The organism is Limisphaerales bacterium, from assembly GCA_014382585.1.
GTDB lineage: Bacteria > Verrucomicrobiota > Verrucomicrobiia > Limisphaerales > UBA1100 > JACNJL01.
In genome coordinates this window covers 37009-57598 of record JACNJL010000035.1, presented here as the reverse complement: position 1 = coordinate 57598, position 20590 = coordinate 37009, and the positions used below count along the sequence as shown (strand labels likewise).

At 56.9% G+C, this 20590-nt stretch carries 17 protein-coding genes; 13 read left to right on the top strand and 4 right to left on the bottom strand.

Features of this window, described 5'->3' with window-relative positions:
• Nucleotides 1-47 precede the first annotated feature (47 nt).
• Nucleotides 48-1418 carry a mandelate racemase/muconate lactonizing enzyme family protein gene (locus tag H8E27_06340; protein ID MBC8325227.1) on the bottom strand — a complete coding sequence of 457 codons (1371 nt, stop codon included), beginning with the start codon at nt 1416-1418 and terminating at the stop codon, nt 48-50.
• Nucleotides 1419-1616: 198 nt separating this feature from the next.
• Here H8E27_06340 and H8E27_06335 point away from each other — a divergent pair, with 198 nt between their 5' ends.
• The 10 genes from H8E27_06335 to H8E27_06290 all read left to right on the top strand — a co-directional run bounded on the left by H8E27_06335 (nt 1617) and on the right by H8E27_06290 (nt 13783).
• Entirely contained in the window at nt 1617-3965 is a 2349-nt protein-coding gene (locus H8E27_06335) for an MMPL family transporter (protein MBC8325226.1), read from the top strand.
• Nucleotides 3966-4065: 100 nt separating this feature from the next.
• Complete coding sequence (locus H8E27_06330) at nt 4066-5217, top strand: hydroxymethylglutaryl-CoA reductase (GenBank protein ID MBC8325225.1); 1152 nt, start codon at nt 4066-4068, stop codon at nt 5215-5217.
• Nucleotides 5218-5220: 3 nt separating this feature from the next.
• On the top strand, nt 5221-5949 hold the full coding sequence (locus H8E27_06325) for a 1-acyl-sn-glycerol-3-phosphate acyltransferase (protein MBC8325224.1): 729 nt from the start codon (nt 5221-5223) through the stop codon (nt 5947-5949).
• 16 nt (nt 5950-5965) lie between these two features.
• Entirely contained in the window at nt 5966-7678 is a 1713-nt protein-coding gene (locus tag H8E27_06320; GenBank protein MBC8325223.1) for an FAD-binding oxidoreductase, read from the top strand.
• Nucleotides 7678-8484, top strand: a complete 807-nt coding sequence (locus H8E27_06315) for an SDR family oxidoreductase (protein MBC8325222.1) — start codon at nt 7678-7680, stop codon at nt 8482-8484. Before H8E27_06320 ends, H8E27_06315 begins: the two co-directional genes overlap by 1 nt.
• Before the next feature lie 3 nt (nt 8485-8487).
• Nucleotides 8488-9153: a 1-acyl-sn-glycerol-3-phosphate acyltransferase gene (locus H8E27_06310; protein ID MBC8325221.1), complete on the top strand. Its 666-nt coding sequence runs from the start codon at nt 8488-8490 to the stop codon at nt 9151-9153.
• A 12-nt stretch (nt 9154-9165) separates the two neighbouring features.
• The gene (locus H8E27_06305; GenBank protein ID MBC8325220.1) at nt 9166-10605 is read left to right on the top strand and encodes a leucyl aminopeptidase; all 1440 of its coding nucleotides are present in this window, start codon (nt 9166-9168) and stop codon (nt 10603-10605) included.
• Between the two features lie 134 nt (nt 10606-10739).
• On the top strand, nt 10740-11681 hold the full coding sequence (locus tag H8E27_06300) for a VWA domain-containing protein (GenBank protein MBC8325219.1): 942 nt from the start codon (nt 10740-10742) through the stop codon (nt 11679-11681).
• 40 nt (nt 11682-11721) lie between these two features.
• Nucleotides 11722-12771, top strand: a complete 1050-nt coding sequence (locus H8E27_06295) for a hypothetical protein (GenBank protein ID MBC8325218.1) — start codon at nt 11722-11724, stop codon at nt 12769-12771.
• Between the two features lie 70 nt (nt 12772-12841).
• Nucleotides 12842-13783 carry an amidohydrolase family protein gene (locus H8E27_06290; GenBank protein MBC8325217.1) on the top strand — a complete coding sequence of 314 codons (942 nt, stop codon included), beginning with the start codon at nt 12842-12844 and terminating at the stop codon, nt 13781-13783.
• A gap of 8 nt (nt 13784-13791) precedes the next feature.
• Here the strand turns inward: H8E27_06290 and H8E27_06285 are convergent, their stop codons facing one another.
• Nucleotides 13792-14268, bottom strand: coding sequence for a sel1 repeat family protein (locus H8E27_06285; GenBank protein ID MBC8325216.1), 477 nt, complete (start codon nt 14266-14268; stop codon nt 13792-13794).
• A gap of 419 nt (nt 14269-14687) precedes the next feature.
• Between H8E27_06285 and H8E27_06280 the strand changes: the two genes are divergently transcribed.
• The 3 genes from H8E27_06280 to H8E27_06270 all read left to right on the top strand — a co-directional run bounded on the left by H8E27_06280 (nt 14688) and on the right by H8E27_06270 (nt 18315).
• Nucleotides 14688-15281 carry a sugar phosphate isomerase/epimerase gene (locus H8E27_06280; protein ID MBC8325215.1) on the top strand — a complete coding sequence of 198 codons (594 nt, stop codon included), beginning with the start codon at nt 14688-14690 and terminating at the stop codon, nt 15279-15281.
• A gap of 74 nt (nt 15282-15355) precedes the next feature.
• A complete protein-coding gene (locus tag H8E27_06275) occupies nt 15356-16597 on the top strand; it encodes a 1-acyl-sn-glycerol-3-phosphate acyltransferase (GenBank protein ID MBC8325214.1) in 1242 nt (413 codons plus the stop codon).
• A 77-nt stretch (nt 16598-16674) separates the two neighbouring features.
• Nucleotides 16675-18315 carry an MFS transporter gene (locus H8E27_06270; GenBank protein ID MBC8325213.1) on the top strand — a complete coding sequence of 547 codons (1641 nt, stop codon included), beginning with the start codon at nt 16675-16677 and terminating at the stop codon, nt 18313-18315.
• Between the two features lie 10 nt (nt 18316-18325).
• Here the strand turns inward: H8E27_06270 and H8E27_06265 are convergent, their stop codons facing one another.
• Together H8E27_06265 and H8E27_06260 are read right to left on the bottom strand one after the other, a co-directional pair.
• Nucleotides 18326-19198 (bottom strand): metallophosphoesterase, encoded by an 873-nt coding sequence (locus H8E27_06265; GenBank protein ID MBC8325212.1) that lies wholly within the window; start codon nt 19196-19198, stop codon nt 18326-18328.
• Between the two features lie 3 nt (nt 19199-19201).
• Nucleotides 19202-20497, bottom strand: coding sequence for a PDZ domain-containing protein (locus H8E27_06260; GenBank protein ID MBC8325211.1), 1296 nt, complete (start codon nt 20495-20497; stop codon nt 19202-19204).
• Nucleotides 20498-20590 lie beyond the last annotated feature (93 nt).

Below are 20590 nucleotides of genomic sequence, written 5' to 3'. Positions count from 1 at the left end.
CGATACCGCATTGAGATTGAGGGCAATTACGAATGGAAGGAGTTGTTTCATGATCGGTTAATGATGACCGGATTTTTGCGGGCGCGGGTGTAGAGGGTGCGCCAATCTTTGGAGCCGTCGTCGGGCAGGAGGCGGGTGGTGGCGCCGGGCTCGAAGTAGGGGAGGTTGCCGGGGCGCATAAATTTTCGGAGCATATAATTCACGGAGCCATTGCTGCCGACGTACATTATGCGGCCGCCGGGCCAGCGGGTTTCAAGGAGGCGTTCGGGTTCGGGGCGTGCGGGAGGCTTGGGGACGGTTAATTTTTTGATGACGTTCCAATCGAGATCCACGCCGAGGCCTGGGCCGTTGGGGATTTTGGAGAAGCCGTCTTTCACCGTGAGCGGTTGTTGCAGGGGCGAGTCGGCGTAGAGTTGGAAACACGTCACCGCCGGCCAAGTGGCGTGGCTGAGCACGGCGCCGAAATGCAGCGCCCACGCGCCGGTGATCGTGCTGCCGACAAGCTGTAACCAAAAAGGCAAATCGGCCATCGCGGCCACGTGACCGGCGTTCATCACTTTGGTGGCTCCGCCGCCTACCACGAAGCCGTCGCACACGCGTTCGCGGATGGCAGTGGCGGGCGCGGGGTTGCCGTAATGCATCGCCACGGCGGCTTTGGTTTCGCGGCGGATTTCTTGGTTGCCGGGGATGTCGCCCTGCGGAATGGGGGTCTCGACCATTTTGGTGATGGGATATTGTTCAACGTCTTTGAGGATTGGAATGCCGCGCTTCGCGTCAAGCAAGGTGTCGTTGTAATCAAACGTAATCGAAAACCCATCGGGTGCGGCGGCGTTGCCTTGTTTGGCTTGTTCCCAAATATCAAACCACGGCCGGCCCTTCGTCTTGAACGCTTTGTAGCCTGCGGCGGCGGCCGTCTTCGCTTCGCTGGCTACATCCTCGGGCGGGAGGTCGATGTTCCACCACGCCACGGGGGTTTGCGTGTGAACCTGTTTACCGAGCAGCGCGTGTACCGGCACATCAAGCGAGCGTCCCACGGCATCGAAGCACGCCATTTGCAAACCCGCGCCAAGCTCATCGCGCCACATCATGTCGGCGGCATTTTTGCCGCGCGCGAATTTCACATCCGCATCCGAAGTGACGCCCCACGTATAGTAAAGCATCGTCTCGCCAAACCCGATGACGCCATTGGCCAGCTCCACCTCGCAAATTTCGGCGTACACCCAATGCGGCAGTTCGCGCGCCATACTGCGCGCAGGCACGGCGCGGTATGGCAAATGAACGGTAGTGCGACGGATGTGCTTGATGCGCAGCCCAGGCTCATCACGGCCCGGACGGGCGGCGGGTGAGCGCAGTTGCGTGCAGCCCAGGAACGGCAGGGCGGTTGCCGAGGCAAGAAGCCAGTTGCGACGGGAAAGCATGCGGAAGTGTAGCTACGGAACGGGTGAGGGTCTAATTTTTAATCGCAGATTGCGCAGGTTTTTTCTCTGGTTTTTCCTGCGCCCATCTGCGGAACCGGTGGCTGCTGTTGGCGGTGTTGGGGGGAGTTGGAGAAGGAATGCCACCATACCCGTTTTTTTTGGCGGACATCCGGGGCGGTCGCTTGTACAAGCGGGGCTTTGGCGGACGGGAAACGACAGTTTAATTTGGAGCCAGCGGTGTTGTTGCTGGTGTTGGGGCTGTTGGTGAGTCTGCCAAGCGTCTTGTGTGTCGACGAAATAGAGGTGTCGACCGAGGTGGGCGATCTACTGGCGGGGGATCAGCGGAACTTGGAAAGTTACGAGGGCGCGCAGGGGGTTCTTGGCGATGCAGAGCCACTCGCGGTGAGTCTCGACTGCGGCGAGGTGTACTCGGCGGAGGGGGTGGCGTTGATCCGGCGGGTGACGGCGGCACTGGGGACGTTGCCGGGGGTGACGGTGACGAATCGAGTTTTTCGCGAGGGTCTCTTTCACGAGGTCGTGCGCACCAATGTGAACAGCCTCGTCACGGTGGAACGGCCGGTGCGGGACGGGTTGGGCCTGAAGTGGTTGCCTTTGGTGCCGGAGCGGTTGGATGAACATGGATTGCGCGAGCTGCGGCGTTGGTCGCAGGAACATCCTTTTGCGCGCAATATTTTGGTGGCGGCAGATGGCCGGCACACGATGCTGATCATCAACCTCACGGATCCGGCGTTCACCACTGAGGAGCAGCTTTTATTTCATCATCAAGTGGAAGCGGTGTTGCAGCCTTTCCGCGATGAGGGGCACTCGGCGCGGGCGATTGCGTTGCCGCTGATTGAGCACGAAATTTATACCACGTTGGTGCAGGACGCTTGGCGTTTTATGCCACTGGCGTTGGCGTTGTTGGTGGGGGTGTTGGCGGTGACATTTTGGCGGCTGCCGCGCTTGATGGTTTTCGTGCTGGGGAGCCAGGCGATGGGGCTCATGCTGATTCCGTTCTTGATGGAAGTGACGGGTTTGTATCTCAACATTTTTACGGTGTTGCTACTGCCTTTGTTGACGGGGGTGCATCTGACGCTATTGATTCACATGGCGACGGCATTTCAACGGGCGTGGGGGCGCGAGTTCAATGCCGTGGACGCGATTCACGCAATGTTGGGTGAAGTGTTTCGCGCGAGCGCGTATGCGGCGTTGACCACAATGGTAGGGCTGGCGGCGTTGATGGCGAGCGATGTCCAGCAGATCCGCGAGTTCGGCCAACTCGGCGCAGCGGGGATTGCAATGTTGTTTTTGGTGACGTTCGGGCCGGCCTTGGGCTTGTTGTTGGTGTTGTTCCGGAATGTAAAATCAACAGCGCCGGAGGTCGCGGAGGCAACGGTGGAAACAGGGCAGGGCGCCTCGTGGGTGGAGTTTTTGTTGAGGCATCGGCGTAGAGTTGCAGTGGCGGCTTTGGTGGCGGTGGGGGTAATGGTGCTGGGGATTTCCAAAGTGCGCACAGATATTCGGGCTTCGGAGTTTTTGGGCAAAAAGAGTCCCACGCGTTTGATGATTGAAGAATTGGACGCGGCGTACGGCGGCATCAACGTGGTGCAAATGGCGGTGGATTCGGGGATGACCAATGGCATCAATCATCCCATTTTTTTGAATTACCTCGATACGGTGCATCAACACGCCACCGCCCAGGAGGAGGTGACAGCGGTTTATTCGTACGCGCAATTGTTGGCGACGATCAACGAAGTGTGGGAAGGCGGCGCGGAAGGCACGCGGGTGTTGCCAAAGGAGTTTTGGAAAATCCCCATGTTCGTGGCGGTGCTAAATAAAGAACGTGGTGGCGAAACGCACACGCCGTTTATGGAAATGCTGAGCGACGGACGCGGGCAAACGGCACAGCTTTTGTTGCGCACGCGCGATATGAGCAGCGCGGCGTATTTGGATTTGCTGCATCGAATGGAAACGCACGCGCGGAAGAATGCGCCGCCCGGCGTCACGGTGTCCATTGAGAGCGGGGTGCGCGCGATCCTCGAGGCGGATCGCCGCATCGTGCGCAGTCAACGGCGGAGTGTGCTGTGGAGTATTGGGTTGATCGCGATTTTGTTGGCGGTGTTGTGGCGGTCGCTGGGCTTGGCGGTGTTGGCGTTGGCGGTGAATGTTTTGCCGGTGGGGATGCTTATCGCGTTGCAGGGGTTTGCGGGGGTGCCGCTTAATTCGATTACCATTATGGTGGCGGCCATCGCGTTGGGGATTGCGGTGGACGACACGATTCATTTTATCACGCATTGGCTCGGCGAACGGGCGGCGGGCGCGGATGCAAAGGAAGCAGCGCGGCGGACGTTGGCGGTGAAGGGGCGGCCTATCGTGGCGACCACGGCGATTTTGGTGGGAATGGCGGGGGTGTTTTGGGTGTCGGAATTTCCGCCGGTGGTGCATTTTGGGTTGTTGTTGGCGGCGGGTTTGGCAGGGGCGTTGGGGGCGGCGCTGGGGTTGTTACCGGCGTGGCTTGGAGGCGGGGCGCGCAATTTGGGCAAGTAAAGCTGGACTGACTGGGGTTTGCCGCTAGATTGCCCGCATCCGCGATGAGCGACCCAACGCTGCGGACCCGCTTTTTCGAGCGGTTTTTTGGCCAAATATAATGAACAAACTGACACCACCGCGCGGGTACGCCCAAGCGGACACTGAGGCACGCCAGCAATGGTTGCAGGAGCAGACGGGGCACACGGTGCCGGAGTTCGCGCTGGATGAGCCAGAAAATCTCAAGGGGCTCATCGAAAATCACGTGGGCTTTGTGGGGCTGCCGTTGAGCATTTCCGGGCCGCTGAAAATCGATGGCACTTATGCGCACGGTGATTTTTATGTGCCGCTGTGCACGGTGGAAGGCACGCTGAGCCTTTCGATGACGCGCGGACTTTATCTCACCCATCGCGCGGGCGGCATCAAGACGCGCCACGTGAAGCAGGAACTTTCGCGCGCGCCGGTGTTTCGGTTTGATGAAATCGAAGAGGCGCTGGCTTTTCTCAACATCATCGACGCCCGCTACGATGATATCAAAAATGCCGCCGAAAACACCACGCGCTACGGCAAACTATTGCGGATTGATAAACAAATCATCCACAACCGCGTCATCCTCGATTTCATTTATCATACCGCCGAGGCGGCCGGACAAAATATGGTGACGTTGAGCACCGATGCCGCGTGCCGTTACATTGTCGAACATCTTTCCGGCGAAACGCCGTTTCGATATTTGTTGGAAAGCAATTATAACGCGGACAAAAATCCCGCGCACCGCAGCCTTACCAAAGGGCGAGGCCATCACGTCATCGCCAGTTTTCAGATTCCCAATCGCATCCTGAAAAAGCTGCTGCGCGTCACGGCTGATCAACTCATCGAGGCGCTTACCGACAAACATCTCGGCTCGCAAATGGCCGGGATGTTGGGGATGAATCTCCACACCGCCAACGCGCTGGCCGCGCTCTACCTCGCGCTGGGGCAGGACGTGGCGTGCGTGGCGGAGAACGCCATCGGTATTGCGACGTACGAAAAACGCGGCGACGATTTGTACGCCACGCTGAGTATGCCGAGCGTGACGGTGGGCACGGTGGGTGGCGCCACGCGCTTGCACGCGCAACGGGCGAATTTGGAATTATTGGGCTGCGCCGGTGGTGAACATTCTTCGTGCAAACTGGCGGAGATCATTTGTGCTTCGGCGTTGGCGTTGGAGATTTCACTGGCGGGGGCCATTGTGAGCAACGAGTTTGCCGAGGCCCACGCGAAATTCGGAAGGTAAGACGTGTCGAGCTTTCAGGAATTGCTGAAAGAGACGGAACTCGAGCCGGAGTACGGCTATTTGCGCAAATCCCCGCACGGCACGGCGGCGATGTGGCACAAGTGTTTCGAGCTGTTTTGTCGCGTGCTTTTTAATGTGTGGTGTCCGCTGAAAGTGGTGGGGCGCGAAAATCTCCCGTCCGCGCCCTTTATGTTTTGCAGCAACCACTGCAGCCATATGGACAGCGCCGCGTTGATGTACGCCGGTGGCGAGGATTTCGAGCAATACGGAATGGTGGCGGCGAAAGATTATTTTTTCGACAACCAAAAACGCAACAGCTTTCTCTCGCGTCTGATGAATCTTATCCCTGCCGATCGTGGCGCGAACCGCGAGAGCATCGTGAAGCTGATGGTCGCCTGCCGAGAATTCACCGGTCACGGACACCGCAGCCTCATCATTTATCCCGAAGGCACGCGCTCGCAAACCGGCGAGATGGCGCCGATGAAAAAAGGGCCGGCGATGATCGCCACCGAATTAAGCCTGCCGATTGTGCCGGTTTATATTAACGGCACGCACCGCGCGTACCCGAAAGGCGGCAAGTTTTTCAAACCCACGCGCCTGCGGGTTTACATAGGGGAAGCGATTGACCCCAACCGTTTTCGCGAAGAACATGGCGGTGGTCGCATGATTTACAGCGCGATCACTCGCGAGATGGAAAACCGCATTCACAAACTGAAGGAACTCCATGGCTGACCCGAAAATTCGCCACATGAAATGGTGGGGATGGGGCTATGAGGATGTGCGCTTCAGCGATGCTGACAAGCCGAAGCTGTGGCCCTACCTCAGCGGCGAGTTGGGGCTGGAACAAGTCGAGCCCACCCCACCGGTGAAGTTTGATGACGTGCATTTGCCCGCCGCCAAAGAGAACGCTCCCTTTGTTGCCGCGCTGCGTGACGCGCTGGCGGGCGATCAAGTTTCTGTCGACAAAAAAGACCGCCTCATCCACGCCGCTGGAAAAGCCTTTCGCGATTTGTTTCGCCTGCGGCGCGGGCAAGTGGATTTCGCGCCCGACCTTGTTATCTATCCGGCAAGCGAAGACGACGTGGTGGCCATCGTCAAAGCCGCGCACGAACACAACGCCGTGCTCATTCCGTTTGGCGGCGGCACAAACATCGCCGGTTGCATTGAGCCGAAGGACCGCGATGGGCGATTCATTGTGAGTCTCGATATGTGCCGGATGCATCGCGTGTTGGCGGTGGATAAAAAATCGCTACTCGCCCGCATCGAGGCCGGCGTTTACGGGCCGCATATGGAGGAACAGCTTGAGGCGGAAGGCGTTACGCTTGGGCATTTTCCGGATTCGTTTGTGCACTCCACGCTCGGCGGTTGGGTGGCCACGCGTTCGGCGGGAATGCAAAGCGACAAGTACGGCAAGATCGAGGATATGGTCATCGCGGTGCGAATGGTCACGCCCAGCGGCACGATCGTCACGCGCACGGTTCCCAATACTTCCAACGGCATTGACGTGCGGAGTTTGTGCGTGGGTAGCGAAGGCATCCTCGGCGTCATCACCGAGGTGACGATGCAAGTGCATCGCTTGCCGGAATATAAATTGTTTGAAGGTTGGTTGTTCCCGGATTTCGAGAGCGGCATTCACGCCATTCACGAATGCATGCGGCACGGCGCGATGCCGGTCATCACGCGCCTCAACGATCCGGGCAAGACGGCCCTGAGTGCGGCTTTCAAAAAAGTGGAGTCGCCGGTGAAACAAAAAATTGGCGCGATGATGAAATGGTATTTACGAAACATCAAAGGCATTGACTTCACGAAATGCTGTATGATGACCACCGCGTACGAAGGTGATTACGATACGTTCCATTTGCAGCGCCGGGAATCCAATCGGGTTTTCCGAAAGCACGGCGGCGTGAACCTCGGCGAAGGTCCGGGCAATTCCTTCAAGGAAGCGAAGTATGATTTCCCGCATGTGCGCGATTATTTGATGGACCGCGGCGTGATGGGCGACGTCAGCGAAACCTCCACCACCTGGGACAATCTTCACAATCTTTATACCAAAACCCTTGCCAACATTCGCAAAGCCATTCGCGATACCGGCGTGGATCCGTGGGTAGGCTGCCACATCAGCCACAACTATCACACCGGCGCGAGCCTCTACTTCACCTTCGGTTGCCGCCAAATCGAAGGCCGCGAGATGGATCAATATCTTTATATCAAAAAAGCCGCCGAAGATTCCTTCCTCCAAAACGGCGGCACCGTCAGCCATCATCACGCCATCGGCACGGAGCATCTCCCGTGGATTGAGGCCGATCTTTCGCCCACCGGCGTCAAAGCCGTGCGCGCGCTCAAGGACGGCCTCGACCCCAAAGCCGTGATGAACCCCGGCAAAATTCTTCCCGGCCCCGAGCCGCTGCGCGAATGGGGCTTGACCGATGAGGCCATTGCGTCGTTCAACAAGGCGGACTAATGTTTGCCGAAAAAGTCGTCATCATCACCGGTGCCTCATCCGGCTTGGGCCGCCAACTTGCGCGCGATCTTGCCGCGCGACAATGTCGCGTGGTGCTATTCGCCCGCAACGCCGAAGCCTTGGCCGAGGCCGTGGCCGAATGCGAAGCGGCGGGTGGGGAAGCGATGGCTGTCACCGGCGATGTCACGCAACCTGAAGATTGCGAGTGCCTCATCGCCAAAACCACGGAGCGCTTTGGCGGTATCGATTTTCTCATCTCCAACGCCGGCCTCAGTATGTGGGCCAAATTCGATGAAGTGACTGACCTCAATTTGTTTCGCCGATTGATGGAGGTCAATTATTTGGGCCTTGTGAACACCCTGCACTTCGCGCTGCCCGCGCTCAAGAAGACCGGCGGCCTCATAGTTTCCATCGGCAGCATCCAAGGCAAAATAGCCGTGCCCGCGCATTCCGGATACGTTGCCAGCAAACACGCGCTCGAAGGTTTTTGTGATACGCTGCGCTACGAGTTGGAGGAAACCGGCGTTGATATTTTGACCGTCCATCCGCATTGGATTCAAGGCACCCAAATGCGCGCCAACGCGTGCACCGCCGATGGTGCGGCGATGGGTGAAAGCAAGCGCTCGCACAATCACGAATCCATCACGCTTGACGAATGCGCGCGCGAAATCATCGATGCGATGCGCGAGCGCCAGAGCGAACTCATCATCCCGCCCCGCCTGCGCCTCGCGCCCATTCTCAAAGCGCTATGGCCCGCGCTGTTGCGCCGCAAAGTGCTGCGCATTTTTCGCGGGCAGGGAAACTGACTGATGGCCCGAACGCCCACGCGCATCAATTTCTCTTACCGACTGGCGCGGTTTTTGTTCGGGCTGCTCACTCGCTTTTGGATTCGCCGCCGCGTGCTGCACGTCGATCGTGTGCCCGCCGAGCATAGCGTGATTCTGGCCTCCAACCACGTGAGTTATCTCGACCCCATTTATTTGGTGTGCTCGCTGCAACGGCTGGTCATCGCTTTGGCGCGCGACAGCGCCTACAAAGTGCCCGTGCTCGGTTGGTTGTTGCATAGCTGGAATGTCATCCCCGTCGACCAATCCGGCAGTGGTCGTGGCTTGAAAACTTTTTTCACCCGCCTGCGCGCCGGCGATGCGGTGATGATGTATCCCGAAGGCACCCGCTCGGCCACCGGCCAAATCCAGGCTCCGCAGCCGGGCGTGGGCCTCATCATTCTCAAGAGCGATGCGCCCGTGGTTCCCGTCCGATTGTTTGGTGCTTTTGAAGCCTACAACCGCCACCATTGGCTGCCGCGCCCGTATCGCGTGGAAATTAAGTTTGGCGAACCACTCGACTTCCGCGACCTTCGGGCCAAGGCAAACGAAACCAAAGACAAAGAACAGCTCAAAAAATTATATCACCAAGCCGCCACCGATTTATTGCACGCTATTGCGACGATGGAGCCCGGGCCGGACCACAAATAAAATTTTAAAAATATGAACATCACCCTTCATTCTGGAAACTGGGAAGAACTCAACGTCGACGCGCTGGCCGTGCCGTTGGCCAATGGCGCAGCGGTGGACGCCGCGCTCAATGCGCGCCTTGGCGGCTTGCCCGGCGAACTCATTGAGACCGGCGAATTCACCGGCAAAACCGGCGCGTGCACGCTCATCCATCGCGTGCCGGATACCGCCGTAAAACGCGTCTTCCTGATTGGCCTTGGCGAAGCGCCGATGGCGCGCCATTGGTTTGCTGCCGCCGGCCAAGCCGTGCGCGCCGCCGCCAGGGCCAAGTGCCGCTCGGTCGCGTTGCTGCTGCCGCCCGAGGCTTGCGTGCGTTTGGCCGCCGAGGGCGCGGGCTTTGGCGAGCATCGGCCCAGTGGTTATAAAGAACAAAAACCTTGGCCGGTCGAGGAAGTCATTTTGCTGACCACCGGTGACCAATCGACCGCTGATGCCGGACGCGTCACTGCCGAGTGTGTCAATCTTGCGCGCGAGTTGGTGGAAATTCCCGGCAACGATTTGGGCCCCGAAGAATTCGCAACGCGCGCCGCACGCGAAGGCGAAGCGGCCGGATTGGAAGTGGAAGTGCTCGACGAAAATGCCCTGCGCGAAATGGGCGCGGGCGCGCTCCTCGCTGTCGGCCAAGGCTCCGTGCGCCCACCACGAATGGTTCGGCTCAGCTGGAATCCCGAGGATCCAATTAACGATGATCATCTTTTTCTGGTTGGCAAAGGCATCACCTTCGACACCGGCGGGCTGTCGCTTAAACCTGCCAATTCGATGGAGAAAATGAAGTACGACATGGGCGGCGCCGCCACGATGATCGGCGCCATCACCGCCATCGGCCGTTTGCAGCCGCGCGTGCGCGTCACCTGTCTGCTCGCCATGGCGGAAAATATGCCCAGCGGCACCGCCACGCGCCCGGGCGACATCATCACCGCGATGAATGGCAAAACCATTGAAGTCATCAACACGGATGCCGAAGGCCGCCTCGTACTTGCCGATGCGCTCACCTACGCCAATCGCCTCGGCGCAACGCACATCATCAACGCCGCCACGCTGACCGGGGCAGTCAGCGTCGCACTCGGCAGCGTACGCGTGGCGTTGCTCGGCAATCACAAAGCGCTCGGCGACGGCATCGCAATGCGCGGACGCGAATGTGGTGAACGCTTTTGGCCGTTGCCGATGGATGCCGATTATTTTGAGCCGATGCGTGGCGATATGAGCGACCTGCGCAATGCCGGTTCGGATCGCAAAGCTGGCACGATCACTGCCGCAAAATTTTTGGAGCAATTCGTCGAAGGCACCCCGTGGGCGCACCTCGACATCGCCGGTACCGCGTGGTTCGACAAAGCCCAGCCCAACGCCGGCAAAGGCGCCAGTGGCATTGCTGTGCGCACGCTCGTACGTTTGGCGGAAGGGTGGGGGAGTTAATGATATTTCGCTTCACTCGCAACGGTGAGGCGAATCAATGTAGCCCGGGCCGGTGGCCCGGGTCCCGGCCCGCCGAGCCGGGACTACAATCCACAGCAATTGCGAAGCATCTTAAATTGTGCTATATTAATCATATGAGGCGTTTCGCAATCCCGATTTTGGGTATGCTACTTTTAATTGCTGTTTTTATTTCCGGCTGTTCAAAACAGGCTAAGCCCGCTGCCAATCCGCGCTTAGAAAAATCCGGCCAATCCCTCACCGCAGAACCCGTTGTGCCGGTGGCCAAGGATTCCTCCGAAACCGTGGCAGCCGAGGGTGAAGAGATTGAAGCCGGTAATGAGCCCGCGCCGGAGTCCGATCCTGCGCCGGTATTGTCTCGCGCTGAAATGGAGGAACTGGTTCGGCGCGCCAAAGCGGGTGACGCCAATGCGCAGGTGGACTTGGGCAATCTTTTCTTCGAGGGTCGTGGCGCGGATGTCAACAAAGCCGCCGCCGAATATTGGTGGAAATTGGCCGCACGCAATCGTCATCCGGTGGCGATGGCAAACCTCAACATGCTGCGCGCCAAGCCGGAAGAGGGCGTGAGCTTTTTTGGCACAGCCAGTCGGGGCAACAAGTTTGTGTTCATCATTGATAAATCATACAGCATGTCGGGCAATCGACTGGCCGGCGCGAAAAAAGAATTATGCGCCACACTGAAAGGCCTGAAACCCACCGACCAATTTATGATTTATTTTTTCAGTGACGGGGCCCAGGCGATGCCCGCGCGGGCGATGCTGGCCGGCACGCCGAAAAATATCAACTGGGCGATCGACTGGGTTCGCGGGCGAAGTGTGGACGGCGGAACCAATCCCACACAGGCATTACAATGGTGTTTTAATCTCAAGCCAGACACGGTGTGGTTGCTCACGGACGGCCAGTTTTCTGATGGCCCACCGCTGGATGCGATCGCTGCGGGCAATCGCCAACTCAAGGCGCGCATCAACACGCTTGCCTTTCACGACAAAGCCGGCGCGGATATCCTTCAACGCATCGCGCGCGAGAATGACGGCACCTATCGCTTCGTAAAACCATAGCTGCACTTGCCCGCCACCGCGCGCGTGGTTATCATCGCAAATGCACTGTGCTTACGATCTCGCCGCGACTTATGCGGAAAACTTTCAGCGCGGCCCGCGGCTTTCATCGCCAACCCATGTTTCTGTTACCCCCGAAAACGAACGGGTCGAATTTCTCGGCTTTCCAGTGAACAGCCGCCTCGGGATCGCCGCCGGTTTATTGCTCAATGCGAAATGGATCGAAGGCTACGCCGAGCGCGGGTGGGATTTGTTGACATACAAAACTGTGCGCTCGTCCGCGCGTGCGTGTTATCCGCCGCCCAATTGGGCTTTTGTGGATGCCGATGCTGGCGAGGGGCCGGTTTATGCAACCGATGATTTACCGAATGATCCGGCGGATATTAGCTCGGCGGTGTGTTTTGGGATGCCGTCGATGTCACCGGAATTTTGGCGGGAAGATATCGCACGCGCGAAGGGGGTTTTACGTGAAGGGCAACGCTTAATTGTCTCGGTGGTGGCAAGTCCAGAGGCCGGCTGGAGTGCCAAGCAAGTGGCTGATGACTATGCCCAATGCGCCGCATGGGCTGCTGAGGCCGGGGCGGATGTGATTGAGGCCAACTACTCCTGTCCGAATGTCTGCTCTGCCGAAGGGCAGGTGTATTGTGATGAAAACCTGAGTGAAATGGTTACACAAACCGTTCGGAGTGCGATTGGTGTCACGCCGTTGTTGCTTAAGATTGGGGTGTTTCCTGATTTAGAAAAACAACGCGCATTTTTGCATGCGGTGGCCGATAACGCTTCGGGTATCACATTGGTGAACGGGATTGCGCGCGAAGTGAGGCACGCTGACGGGCAGCCGGTGTTCGGTGATGATTATCTAAAGGCGGGAGTGATGGGCCGCATCATTCACGAGCCATGCGTGACGGCGGTGCGCGAAGCGCGGGTGGTGATCAACTCGGAACAGCTCCCGCTCGCATTAGCTGCCGTGGGCGGGGTTTCCAGCGCGGCAGATTTCGAAGACTTTATTACGGCGGGTGCAGACGTTGTTTTGTGTGGCAGTTCACCAATGTATTTGCCGGACTTGGCGATTGAATTAAAGCGCTGTTCCTAACCGAAACCAGGTTTTCTCTGGCCTCTTTATTTTCAGTGGACATTGAAGGCTGGTCGTTAGACATTGCCGCATGCGCCCATTAATTTCCATGATTCCGAGTTTGATTTTTGTACTGGGACTTGCCGGTTGCTGCACCGCCATACCGCCGGGTATGACCGGTGGAATTCCGGTGATCGATACCCACATTCATTTGTATGACACCACGCGTGCGGGTGGGGTGCCCTGGCCAAAGCCATCAGATCAGGTGCTTTACCGGCCGGTGTTGCCAAAGCATTATGATAAAGTCACCAAGGCCAATGGCGTTACGGCCACGGTGATTGTGGAAGCGAGTGATCGGGTGGAGGATAACCAGTGGATTCTTGATCTGGTGGCCCATAATCCCAAGCACTACGTAGGAGTGGTGGGGAACCTTCCGGTGGGCACACCGGAATTTGCCAAGCATCTGGAGCGGTTTGCCAAGGATAAGCGGTATGTGGGGATCCGGCTGCGTAGTTTTCCTGAGGGAGTGAGTGGGTTTAATGATGCGGTTTGGCGGGATTTAAAACTGCTTTCAGACAAAGGACTCACGCTCGATGTATTGATGTCTGATTTCGATTTGGATGACATTGTTCTGATTGCAAAACGTCTGCCGAAACTGAAGATTCTGATTAATCATCTGACGGGGCTGATTATTAATGGTGTGCCGGCTGAAGCAGCGTGGACAAAGAAGGTGCAGGCGGCTGCACAATACCCGAATGTGTGCTGCAAAGTTTCAGGCATCTTCCAGCGCAGTAACCGCAGTCCGGCCCCGAAGAAGGTGAGCTACTATGCGCCTATTTTTGAAGTGGTGTATGAAGCTTTTGGGGAGGACCGGATCATTTATGGCAGCAACTGGCCGGTGACTGATCGGGGCGGGAAATATGGTGAGCAACTGGCGATCATTAATGAATATTTTGCTGCCAAAGGCAAGGGGGTGACTGAAAAGCTCTTCTGGAAGAATGCAGCGAAATTTTACGGGGTAACAATCCGCTAAGGGAGTAGTTACTTCTTTTTCTGAATCAGCTTCGGATTCTTTTTGATCATCTCCTTAACCAGTGCCTCGGCTTTGGTGATGTCTTCGCCGGTCATTTTCTTGGCGAGAGTTTCTTCGCGTTTCTTGGCATACTCATAGCCATTAGCCTCAGCAATATTCCACCACGCATAAGCGGTCACATTATCCTTCTCTACTCCTTGGCCTAATGAATGGTGCCACCCAATGTTGTATTGCCCCAAGGCATTTCCCTGATCGGCAGCTTTCTGGAACCACTTCACCGCTTCCTTGAAATTCTTCTCCACTCCTATGCCTAAGCTATACAACTGCCCAAGGCTGGCTTGCGCCCTTGCATCTCCTTTCTCCGCCGCTGCCTTCTTCTTCTCAAAACGCTCCTTCTTCTTCTCAAAACGCTCCTTCTTCTTCTCATCCGCCACCAAAGGCACACACAGGCAAATCGCCAGCAAAGTTGTCAGCACGGTCTTCATACCCAAATCCTAACCACCCTCACCAAATCCACGCAAGGCAGAAGTCTTAAAAACCCTCCCGAATTGGCCTTGCCAGAGGGGTGAAGTAGGCTCATCCTCCGGTTGTTCCACTTTTTATTATGAATATGAATCGACGTTCTTTTCTGCAAACCACACTCACAACTGCAGCCGCTGCGGGTGCAACTTGGTTTGATGTGCCCCAAATCCTCGCCAAGTCCGTGAAGCTCTCCAAGGCGCGTGCGGCTTCCCTCAAGAAATACGGGGGTTTTCCAATGGGTATCCAGAGCTATTCGCTGCGAGCCTTCGGTATTGATGGCAAGGAAGGGGCCCTCCAAAAGATTGATGATTTGGGGCTGCATTGGGTGGAGTTTTTCGGACGGCATTATCCGATCACGCCGGATAAGAAAAAAATTGGCGAAATGAATGCGAAGCTGGTAAAGCACGATTTGCACGTGAGTGCGCACGGGGTGAACGGGTTTGGCGGCAATCACGAAGCGAATGAAAAGATTTTCCGGTTTGCCAAACTGGCGGGCATTCGGAACATCAGCGCGGATCCGAAGCCGGATTCTTTTGATAGCCTCGACAAGTTGGTGGCGAAATATGATGTGCGGATTGCGATTCACAATCACGGGCCATCCGCGCGTTTTGATAAAATTGATGATGCCTTGAAAGCGGTGAAGGGGCACGACAAGCGGATTGGGTTCTGCGCGGATCTCGGCCACTACATCCGCAGCTCGGAAGATCCGGTGGAGGTGATTCATAAACTGGGTGACCGGTTGTATGGCATTCACTTGAAGGATTTCGCCGAACAAAAAAAATCGACGCACGGCGTGATTTTAGGCAAAGGCCATCTCGATGTGGTAGCGGTGTTTAAGGCGTTGAAGAAAGTGAAATTTCCCGCCGATGGCGCCTTGAGTCTTGAGTACGAGGAAAACGCCGCCAATCCGATTGCGGATATTAAACAATGCCTCGCCATCGCTGCGGCCGGTGCGCAGAAGGCGCTGAAGAGCTAATTGCAACAAATCAAAATCAAACAGGCGATGGCTTGAGTCATTGCCTGTTTTTTTGTAGTATTGCGGCAGACTGAATGTTGCAGTTTGCCGATAACCCGTACCGCTACTTTCCGCCCAAGCCCAACCGCCTCATTGCTTGGCTGGGCGAACAGTGGAATGGACGCTGTCATTTGCCAGGGACGAGGCATCTTATTTCCAACGTGGAGGTGGAAAATGCCGGGCCGTTGTTGGAGATTCATCGGCGTCACGGTGCGCGAGTATTGTTGATGCCCAATCATTCGACGCACAGCGATCCGCAAATCATGGTGGAGACGTGCCGGCAGATCAAATTGTGGTCGTTTTTTATGGCGGCGTACGATGTGTTTGAGCGTGACGCAAAAGTGGCGTGGGTAATGCAGCGCATGGGGGCTTTTTCGGTAGATCGCGATGGAAGCGACCGGCAGAGCTTAAAGGAGGCAGTGCGTTCGGTGATCGATGGACGTTACGCGCTCACGATTTTTCCCGAGGGCAATGTGTATTTTATGAACGACCGCGTGACACCCTTTCTCGATGGGCCGGCGTACATCGCGATGAAGGCGCAGCAGGAATTGAAGGAAGGTGGCTGCATTTTTGCTGTGCCGGTCTCGATCAAGGTTTCGCACGTGACGGATGTTCGGCCGCGCTTGCGCGAAATGCTCGCCGCGATGGCGGCAGTGTTGGATGTGGAGATTGATTCGGATGGGGACATTGTGGTGGAGGTGCATCGGGTGGGGATCGCAATGGTGGAGCGGAATTTAAAAATGCGCGGATTTCTGCCGCTCAATCCGGACTACAACGATTTGCCCGGATTACTGCGGGCTTCGACGGAACTCATTCTGGAAAAGCTCGAACACAAAATCGGCATCACGCCCAAGGCCGGGGCGGATTTGATGGATCGCATTCGCGGTGCGCGGCGGGAGATTCACAAAGTGCGGACGAGTGCGGCACGCGAGATTGATCATTCCGTAGCGGCCACATGGGCGGATGAGGCGATTTTGGCGTTTCGGATCCTGAGTTACGCGGGCAATTACCTTAGCGAAAATCCAACGCTCGATCGGGTGGGCGAAACGATTGAAAAAATGCGCGAGGATTTGTATTCGCGTGATTTCCCACCGTACGGCGAACGCATCGCGCGCGTACGGTTGGGCGAACCGATTGATGTTTCCGAACAACTCGCCGCTGCCGCCAAGCCGCGCGAGGCGATGGCGGGGCTTACGGTGGATTTTGAAAAGGGCGTGCAGGCGGGGCTGGACGAACTCAATGCCACCAATCCTCATCCCGGTGGTGAGTTGTTTTGAGCATTGACTCGATCAATGAATACTCGTGAGGAATCAATTTTCCATTTCGCCCTAAATCGCGTTAACGTGCCACCGCGATGAGTGACGCAACGCCCAAAAACCCGCTGGCCAACAAAGGTTTTTTGTCTTTGGTGGTCACGCAATTCCTTGGCGCGGGCAATGATTATCTGCTCAAACAAGTGCTCACTTTCGGCCTTGCGGCGGCGGGGATTTGGAACAGCACGCTGGGCGATGGCGGGCAGAGCTACGTGGCGGCGGTGTTGGCGCTGCCGTTTTTATTGTTCTCCGCTGTGGCCGGGCAGTTGTGCGATCGCTACAGTAAACAACTCGTCGCGGTGCGCGTGAAGCAGGCGGAATTCCTCATCGTGCTGGCGGCGTTCGCGGGCTTCTATTTTAACAATGTTTATCTGTGCCTCTTCGCGATGTTTTTGCTGGGAACGCAAAGCGCGTTTTTTGGTCCGGCCAAGTACGGAGTGATTCCGGAGCTGGTGGACGCTTCAAAAATCAGCATGGCCAACGGCATCATCAATATGCTGACCAACGTGGCGGTGATCGCGGCCACGTTAGTGGCGGGGGCAATCTACGAAGCCTATCGCGGGCCGGATGGCGTTGCGGCACCGGTAGGATTAGTTTGGCTTCCCGGCGTGGCGCTCTTGTGCGTGGCCATTGTGGGGCTGATTGCGGCGCTTCAAATGCCCAAACTCAAGGCCAGCGCGGAAACCCTGAAAGTGAAGTGGGAATTTTTTGCACCGCACCTGCGCACCATCCGCCGGATGCGCAAGGGCGATTCGCCGGTCTTTATGGTGTGTCTGCTCAAGGGCGGCTTCGGGATGCTGGCGTTTATGTTTCTGTTAATCTTGGCGGACTACACGGTGGTGCTGGGTTTGCCGGAAACGAAAGTGGGCGTCTACTTGCTGGGAACCATCGGTGTGGCCATTGGGGTAGGCAGCATTTCGGCGGGATTGATTTCGCGTAATGGCATTCAACCGCGGCTGATTCCGGCGGGCGCGATTGGGTTGGTGGTGGCGAGTCTGTTGCTGGCATGGGCGCCATCGAGTTATATGGTGATTCATCGCGCCGACACTGCAACGGCGGAGAAAGGGTTGGCCGGTTTGCCGGAGGGGATCACGGTGAGTCATCATTTGGATCGCGCGGAGGATCGGCTTGCGGAGTTGCGGTCGGATTTGGAATTCGAGCGCGAAGGCAGCATTTCGTTGAGCGAACGAATGGAGCGAGTGGAAAATGGCGAAGTGGGGGCGATGGTAATTTCTTCGGCGTATCTCGATACGTTTGAAAATAAAAAAAAGCGGGCGCGTAAAATTGATGATCAAACAAAAACTATCGGCTACTATGAGTTGCAGCGAGACGGCAAACCCACCGGCCTCGTGGCCACGGCGGTGGAGGCACGCAAGGCAGATATTTGGCGGGTGGTGGGATATCTCTTCATCGTGGGCGTGTGTGCGGGGTTGTACGTGATTCCGCTGCAGGCGTTGATTCAAAAACTTTCGCCGAACGATTCGCGCGGGCAATACATCGGCGCCTCCAACGCCGTTGATGCGGTGTTCGAAATATCCGGCACGGGTTTATTTTTTCTGATGCGCCAACTGGGAGTGGGGTCGCAGGAAATCTTCTTCTCAACCGCCGCCATCGCGCTGTTCACGGTGGGGCTGTTTTACTGGCGCATCCGCGCGCACATTCACAAGACGGAGTGGCGGTGATTGTGCTGCCCTACCGGGCCAGTTTCATTGTGCGATTTTTTTGTCGGCCGAAGCCTTTTATTTCCAGGCGGTCCTCCTTGTGGACTTCCACCACGGAGTAGGCCGAGGTGGGGGTATCCACCATTCCATTGAGTGTGAGATAGTGGATTCCGTTTTTTGCTCCATAATTGCCGGCGTGGTTGTGGCCGTTGAGGTAGGCGGCCACGCAGGGATATTTGGCGAGTAAAGTTGTAATCGCCTCGGCATTCCAAAGGTTGTGAATGTTGGCGGGGTGCACGGGGAAATGGCAGAAGAGAATGACGCGTTCATTTGCTTTGGTGGCGGCCTTTAATTTGGATTCAATCCACGCGAGTTGTTTGCTGCCCACGCCGCCGTTCCAAGTGGGGGTGCCGGCCTTGAGGCGGCGATGAAAGGCGGTGGCGGCCTGCGTGCGCAAATCGTCTTTGGGATACGCGTAGAGGCTTACATCGTTGCCGTCCAAAACAATGAAGCGCCACCCTTTGTGGTTGAAATCGTAGTAGCGATTTGTGAGGCCGAGTTGGGCGGGCACCAGCGATTTCTTGTCATCAGCCACGGAGAAATCGTGATTGCCCAACACGTGATAATGTGGGGCTTTGAGGCGGTTATAAATAGGCACCACTTTGGCGAAGCTCTCAAAATCGCGGTCAATAAAATCTCCGAGATGCACGACGAAAGCGAGGTCGAGCTTGTTGAATTGCGTGACGCACGCGGTGAGTTTTTTGGGCGATTGGCTGTATTTGCGGACGGAGCTGGTTTGCTTGCAGTACTGGCAATCGGCCAGCGCGCCGAAACGGAAGAGCGGCTCGGCGGCATTCGTATCGACCGCCCATAGCAGCGCGGTGGCGAGGAGGATTTTTCTCATTATTTATTGCAGCGGCCAATTAAACAGGATGCGTTTGCCATTGCGGATCAATGTGAGCGGAAGTTGTTGGCCGGATTGATAGTTGAGTTTTACGTGGGTGTTAAATTCGCGATGGCCCATTTTGGCGAGCGGTTTGCCGTTGATGGCGATGATATAGTCGTTGAGGCGGAGCCCGGCCCGGGCGGCAGCTTTGCCCTCGGGACTGCCTTGGTTGATCCATTTCACCTTGAGCGCTTGGTGGCCGGCGGGGAGACGGAGGCGCTTGAGTTCGTCATCCTTCACCTCGGGCGTCCACACGCGCAGGCGCGGGTGCAGATTCCACAATGAACCGCGCCAGGAAATATCGGTTTTCTTCCAACCGGGCGTGGTGCGGATGAGATGTTGGCGGGAACTGCCGGCGATGTTGATGCGGATGAGTTCGGCATCGTTGGAAAGGTTGTGCAGCACCCATTGGATGTCGGCGATGGAGATGATGGGTTGGCTGTTGACGTGAGTGAGCGTTTGGCCGGGGCGCAATCCGGCGCGGGCGGCGGCGCTGTTGGGGGCAACCGTTGCGATGCGCTGGCCGTCTTTGGGGTCGATGCTGAGGCCGAGGTTATCGGGGAAGGGATAGCGCCAAAGTGTTTCGTGGGTCATCTTTTTTTCGAGATGGAGCTTGTGGTTTTCGGCGTCGTGAATGTTGTGGCAATGAATGCAGTTATTGCGTTCGGTGGTTTTGCGGTAATTGTTTTTGTTTTCGAGGCCGGGCATTTCCATCGCGGTGCGGTACGGCTTGGGCGCGCCGCGTTTGGCGGCGAGGATGGATTTGTTTTTTGGATAACCGGCGTGCAGCGCGAGCACGCGACGCATCGCTTTCTCGAGGCTACCGATGGAATTAAATGCATCGGGGCCATCGGCGGATTGCGTGCCGTAACGGCCGTAGACAACGCCGTCGGCATTGATGAACATGGCGGCCCAGTTGAGATCGTAATCGAACTGGAACAGACTGAGGTCCACGCCCTTCATTTCCACTTGGCGAAGGGAGATGAAATGTTTTTCGGCGAGCGCGCGGATGGCTTGGTTGTCTTTGGCCACCTCGGCGTCGAAGGCTTTGCAGGCGTGGCACGGCACGCAGCGGAAGGTGACGAAGATCGGTTTGCCGGTGCGCTTGGCTTCGGCCATCGCTTTTTTGAGGTCGTTGTAAATCCATTGATCCTGCCCGCGGGCGTTTTCGTCTTTGAGGCGGTTAAGCAGCGAAGGCGGATTTGCGGCAGTTGCGATGGTGGAGGTGAAGGTAAAAATAAGGGTGAGCGAAAGCAGCGTGGTTTTCATTGAGAGAACCTAACTCGCCATCGGGTAATGTGCCACCGGTTTTTTGGGGTTTTTGGCATTGAGCGATTATAATCTTTCTTA

Coding starts and splice junctions, on each gene's coding strand:
- H8E27_06340 (MBC8325227.1), bottom strand. CDS start 1,418: ATGCTTTCCCGTCGCAACTGGCTTCTTGCCTCGGCAACCGCCCTGCCG.
- H8E27_06330 (MBC8325225.1), top strand. CDS start 4,066: ATGAACAAACTGACACCACCGCGCGGGTACGCCCAAGCGGACACTGAG.
- H8E27_06320 (MBC8325223.1), top strand. CDS start 5,966: ATGAAATGGTGGGGATGGGGCTATGAGGATGTGCGCTTCAGCGATGCT.
- H8E27_06315 (MBC8325222.1), top strand. CDS start 7,678: ATGTTTGCCGAAAAAGTCGTCATCATCACCGGTGCCTCATCCGGCTTG.
- H8E27_06310 (MBC8325221.1), top strand. CDS start 8,488: ATGGCCCGAACGCCCACGCGCATCAATTTCTCTTACCGACTGGCGCGG.
- H8E27_06305 (MBC8325220.1), top strand. CDS start 9,166: ATGAACATCACCCTTCATTCTGGAAACTGGGAAGAACTCAACGTCGAC.
- H8E27_06300 (MBC8325219.1), top strand. CDS start 10,740: ATGAGGCGTTTCGCAATCCCGATTTTGGGTATGCTACTTTTAATTGCT.
- H8E27_06295 (MBC8325218.1), top strand. CDS start 11,722: ATGCACTGTGCTTACGATCTCGCCGCGACTTATGCGGAAAACTTTCAG.
- H8E27_06290 (MBC8325217.1), top strand. CDS start 12,842: ATGCGCCCATTAATTTCCATGATTCCGAGTTTGATTTTTGTACTGGGA.
- H8E27_06285 (MBC8325216.1), bottom strand. CDS start 14,268: ATGAAGACCGTGCTGACAACTTTGCTGGCGATTTGCCTGTGTGTGCCT.
- H8E27_06280 (MBC8325215.1), top strand. CDS start 14,688: ATGAATGCGAAGCTGGTAAAGCACGATTTGCACGTGAGTGCGCACGGG.
- H8E27_06275 (MBC8325214.1), top strand. CDS start 15,356: ATGTTGCAGTTTGCCGATAACCCGTACCGCTACTTTCCGCCCAAGCCC.
- H8E27_06270 (MBC8325213.1), top strand. CDS start 16,675: ATGAGTGACGCAACGCCCAAAAACCCGCTGGCCAACAAAGGTTTTTTG.
- H8E27_06265 (MBC8325212.1), bottom strand. CDS start 19,198: ATGAGAAAAATCCTCCTCGCCACCGCGCTGCTATGGGCGGTCGATACG.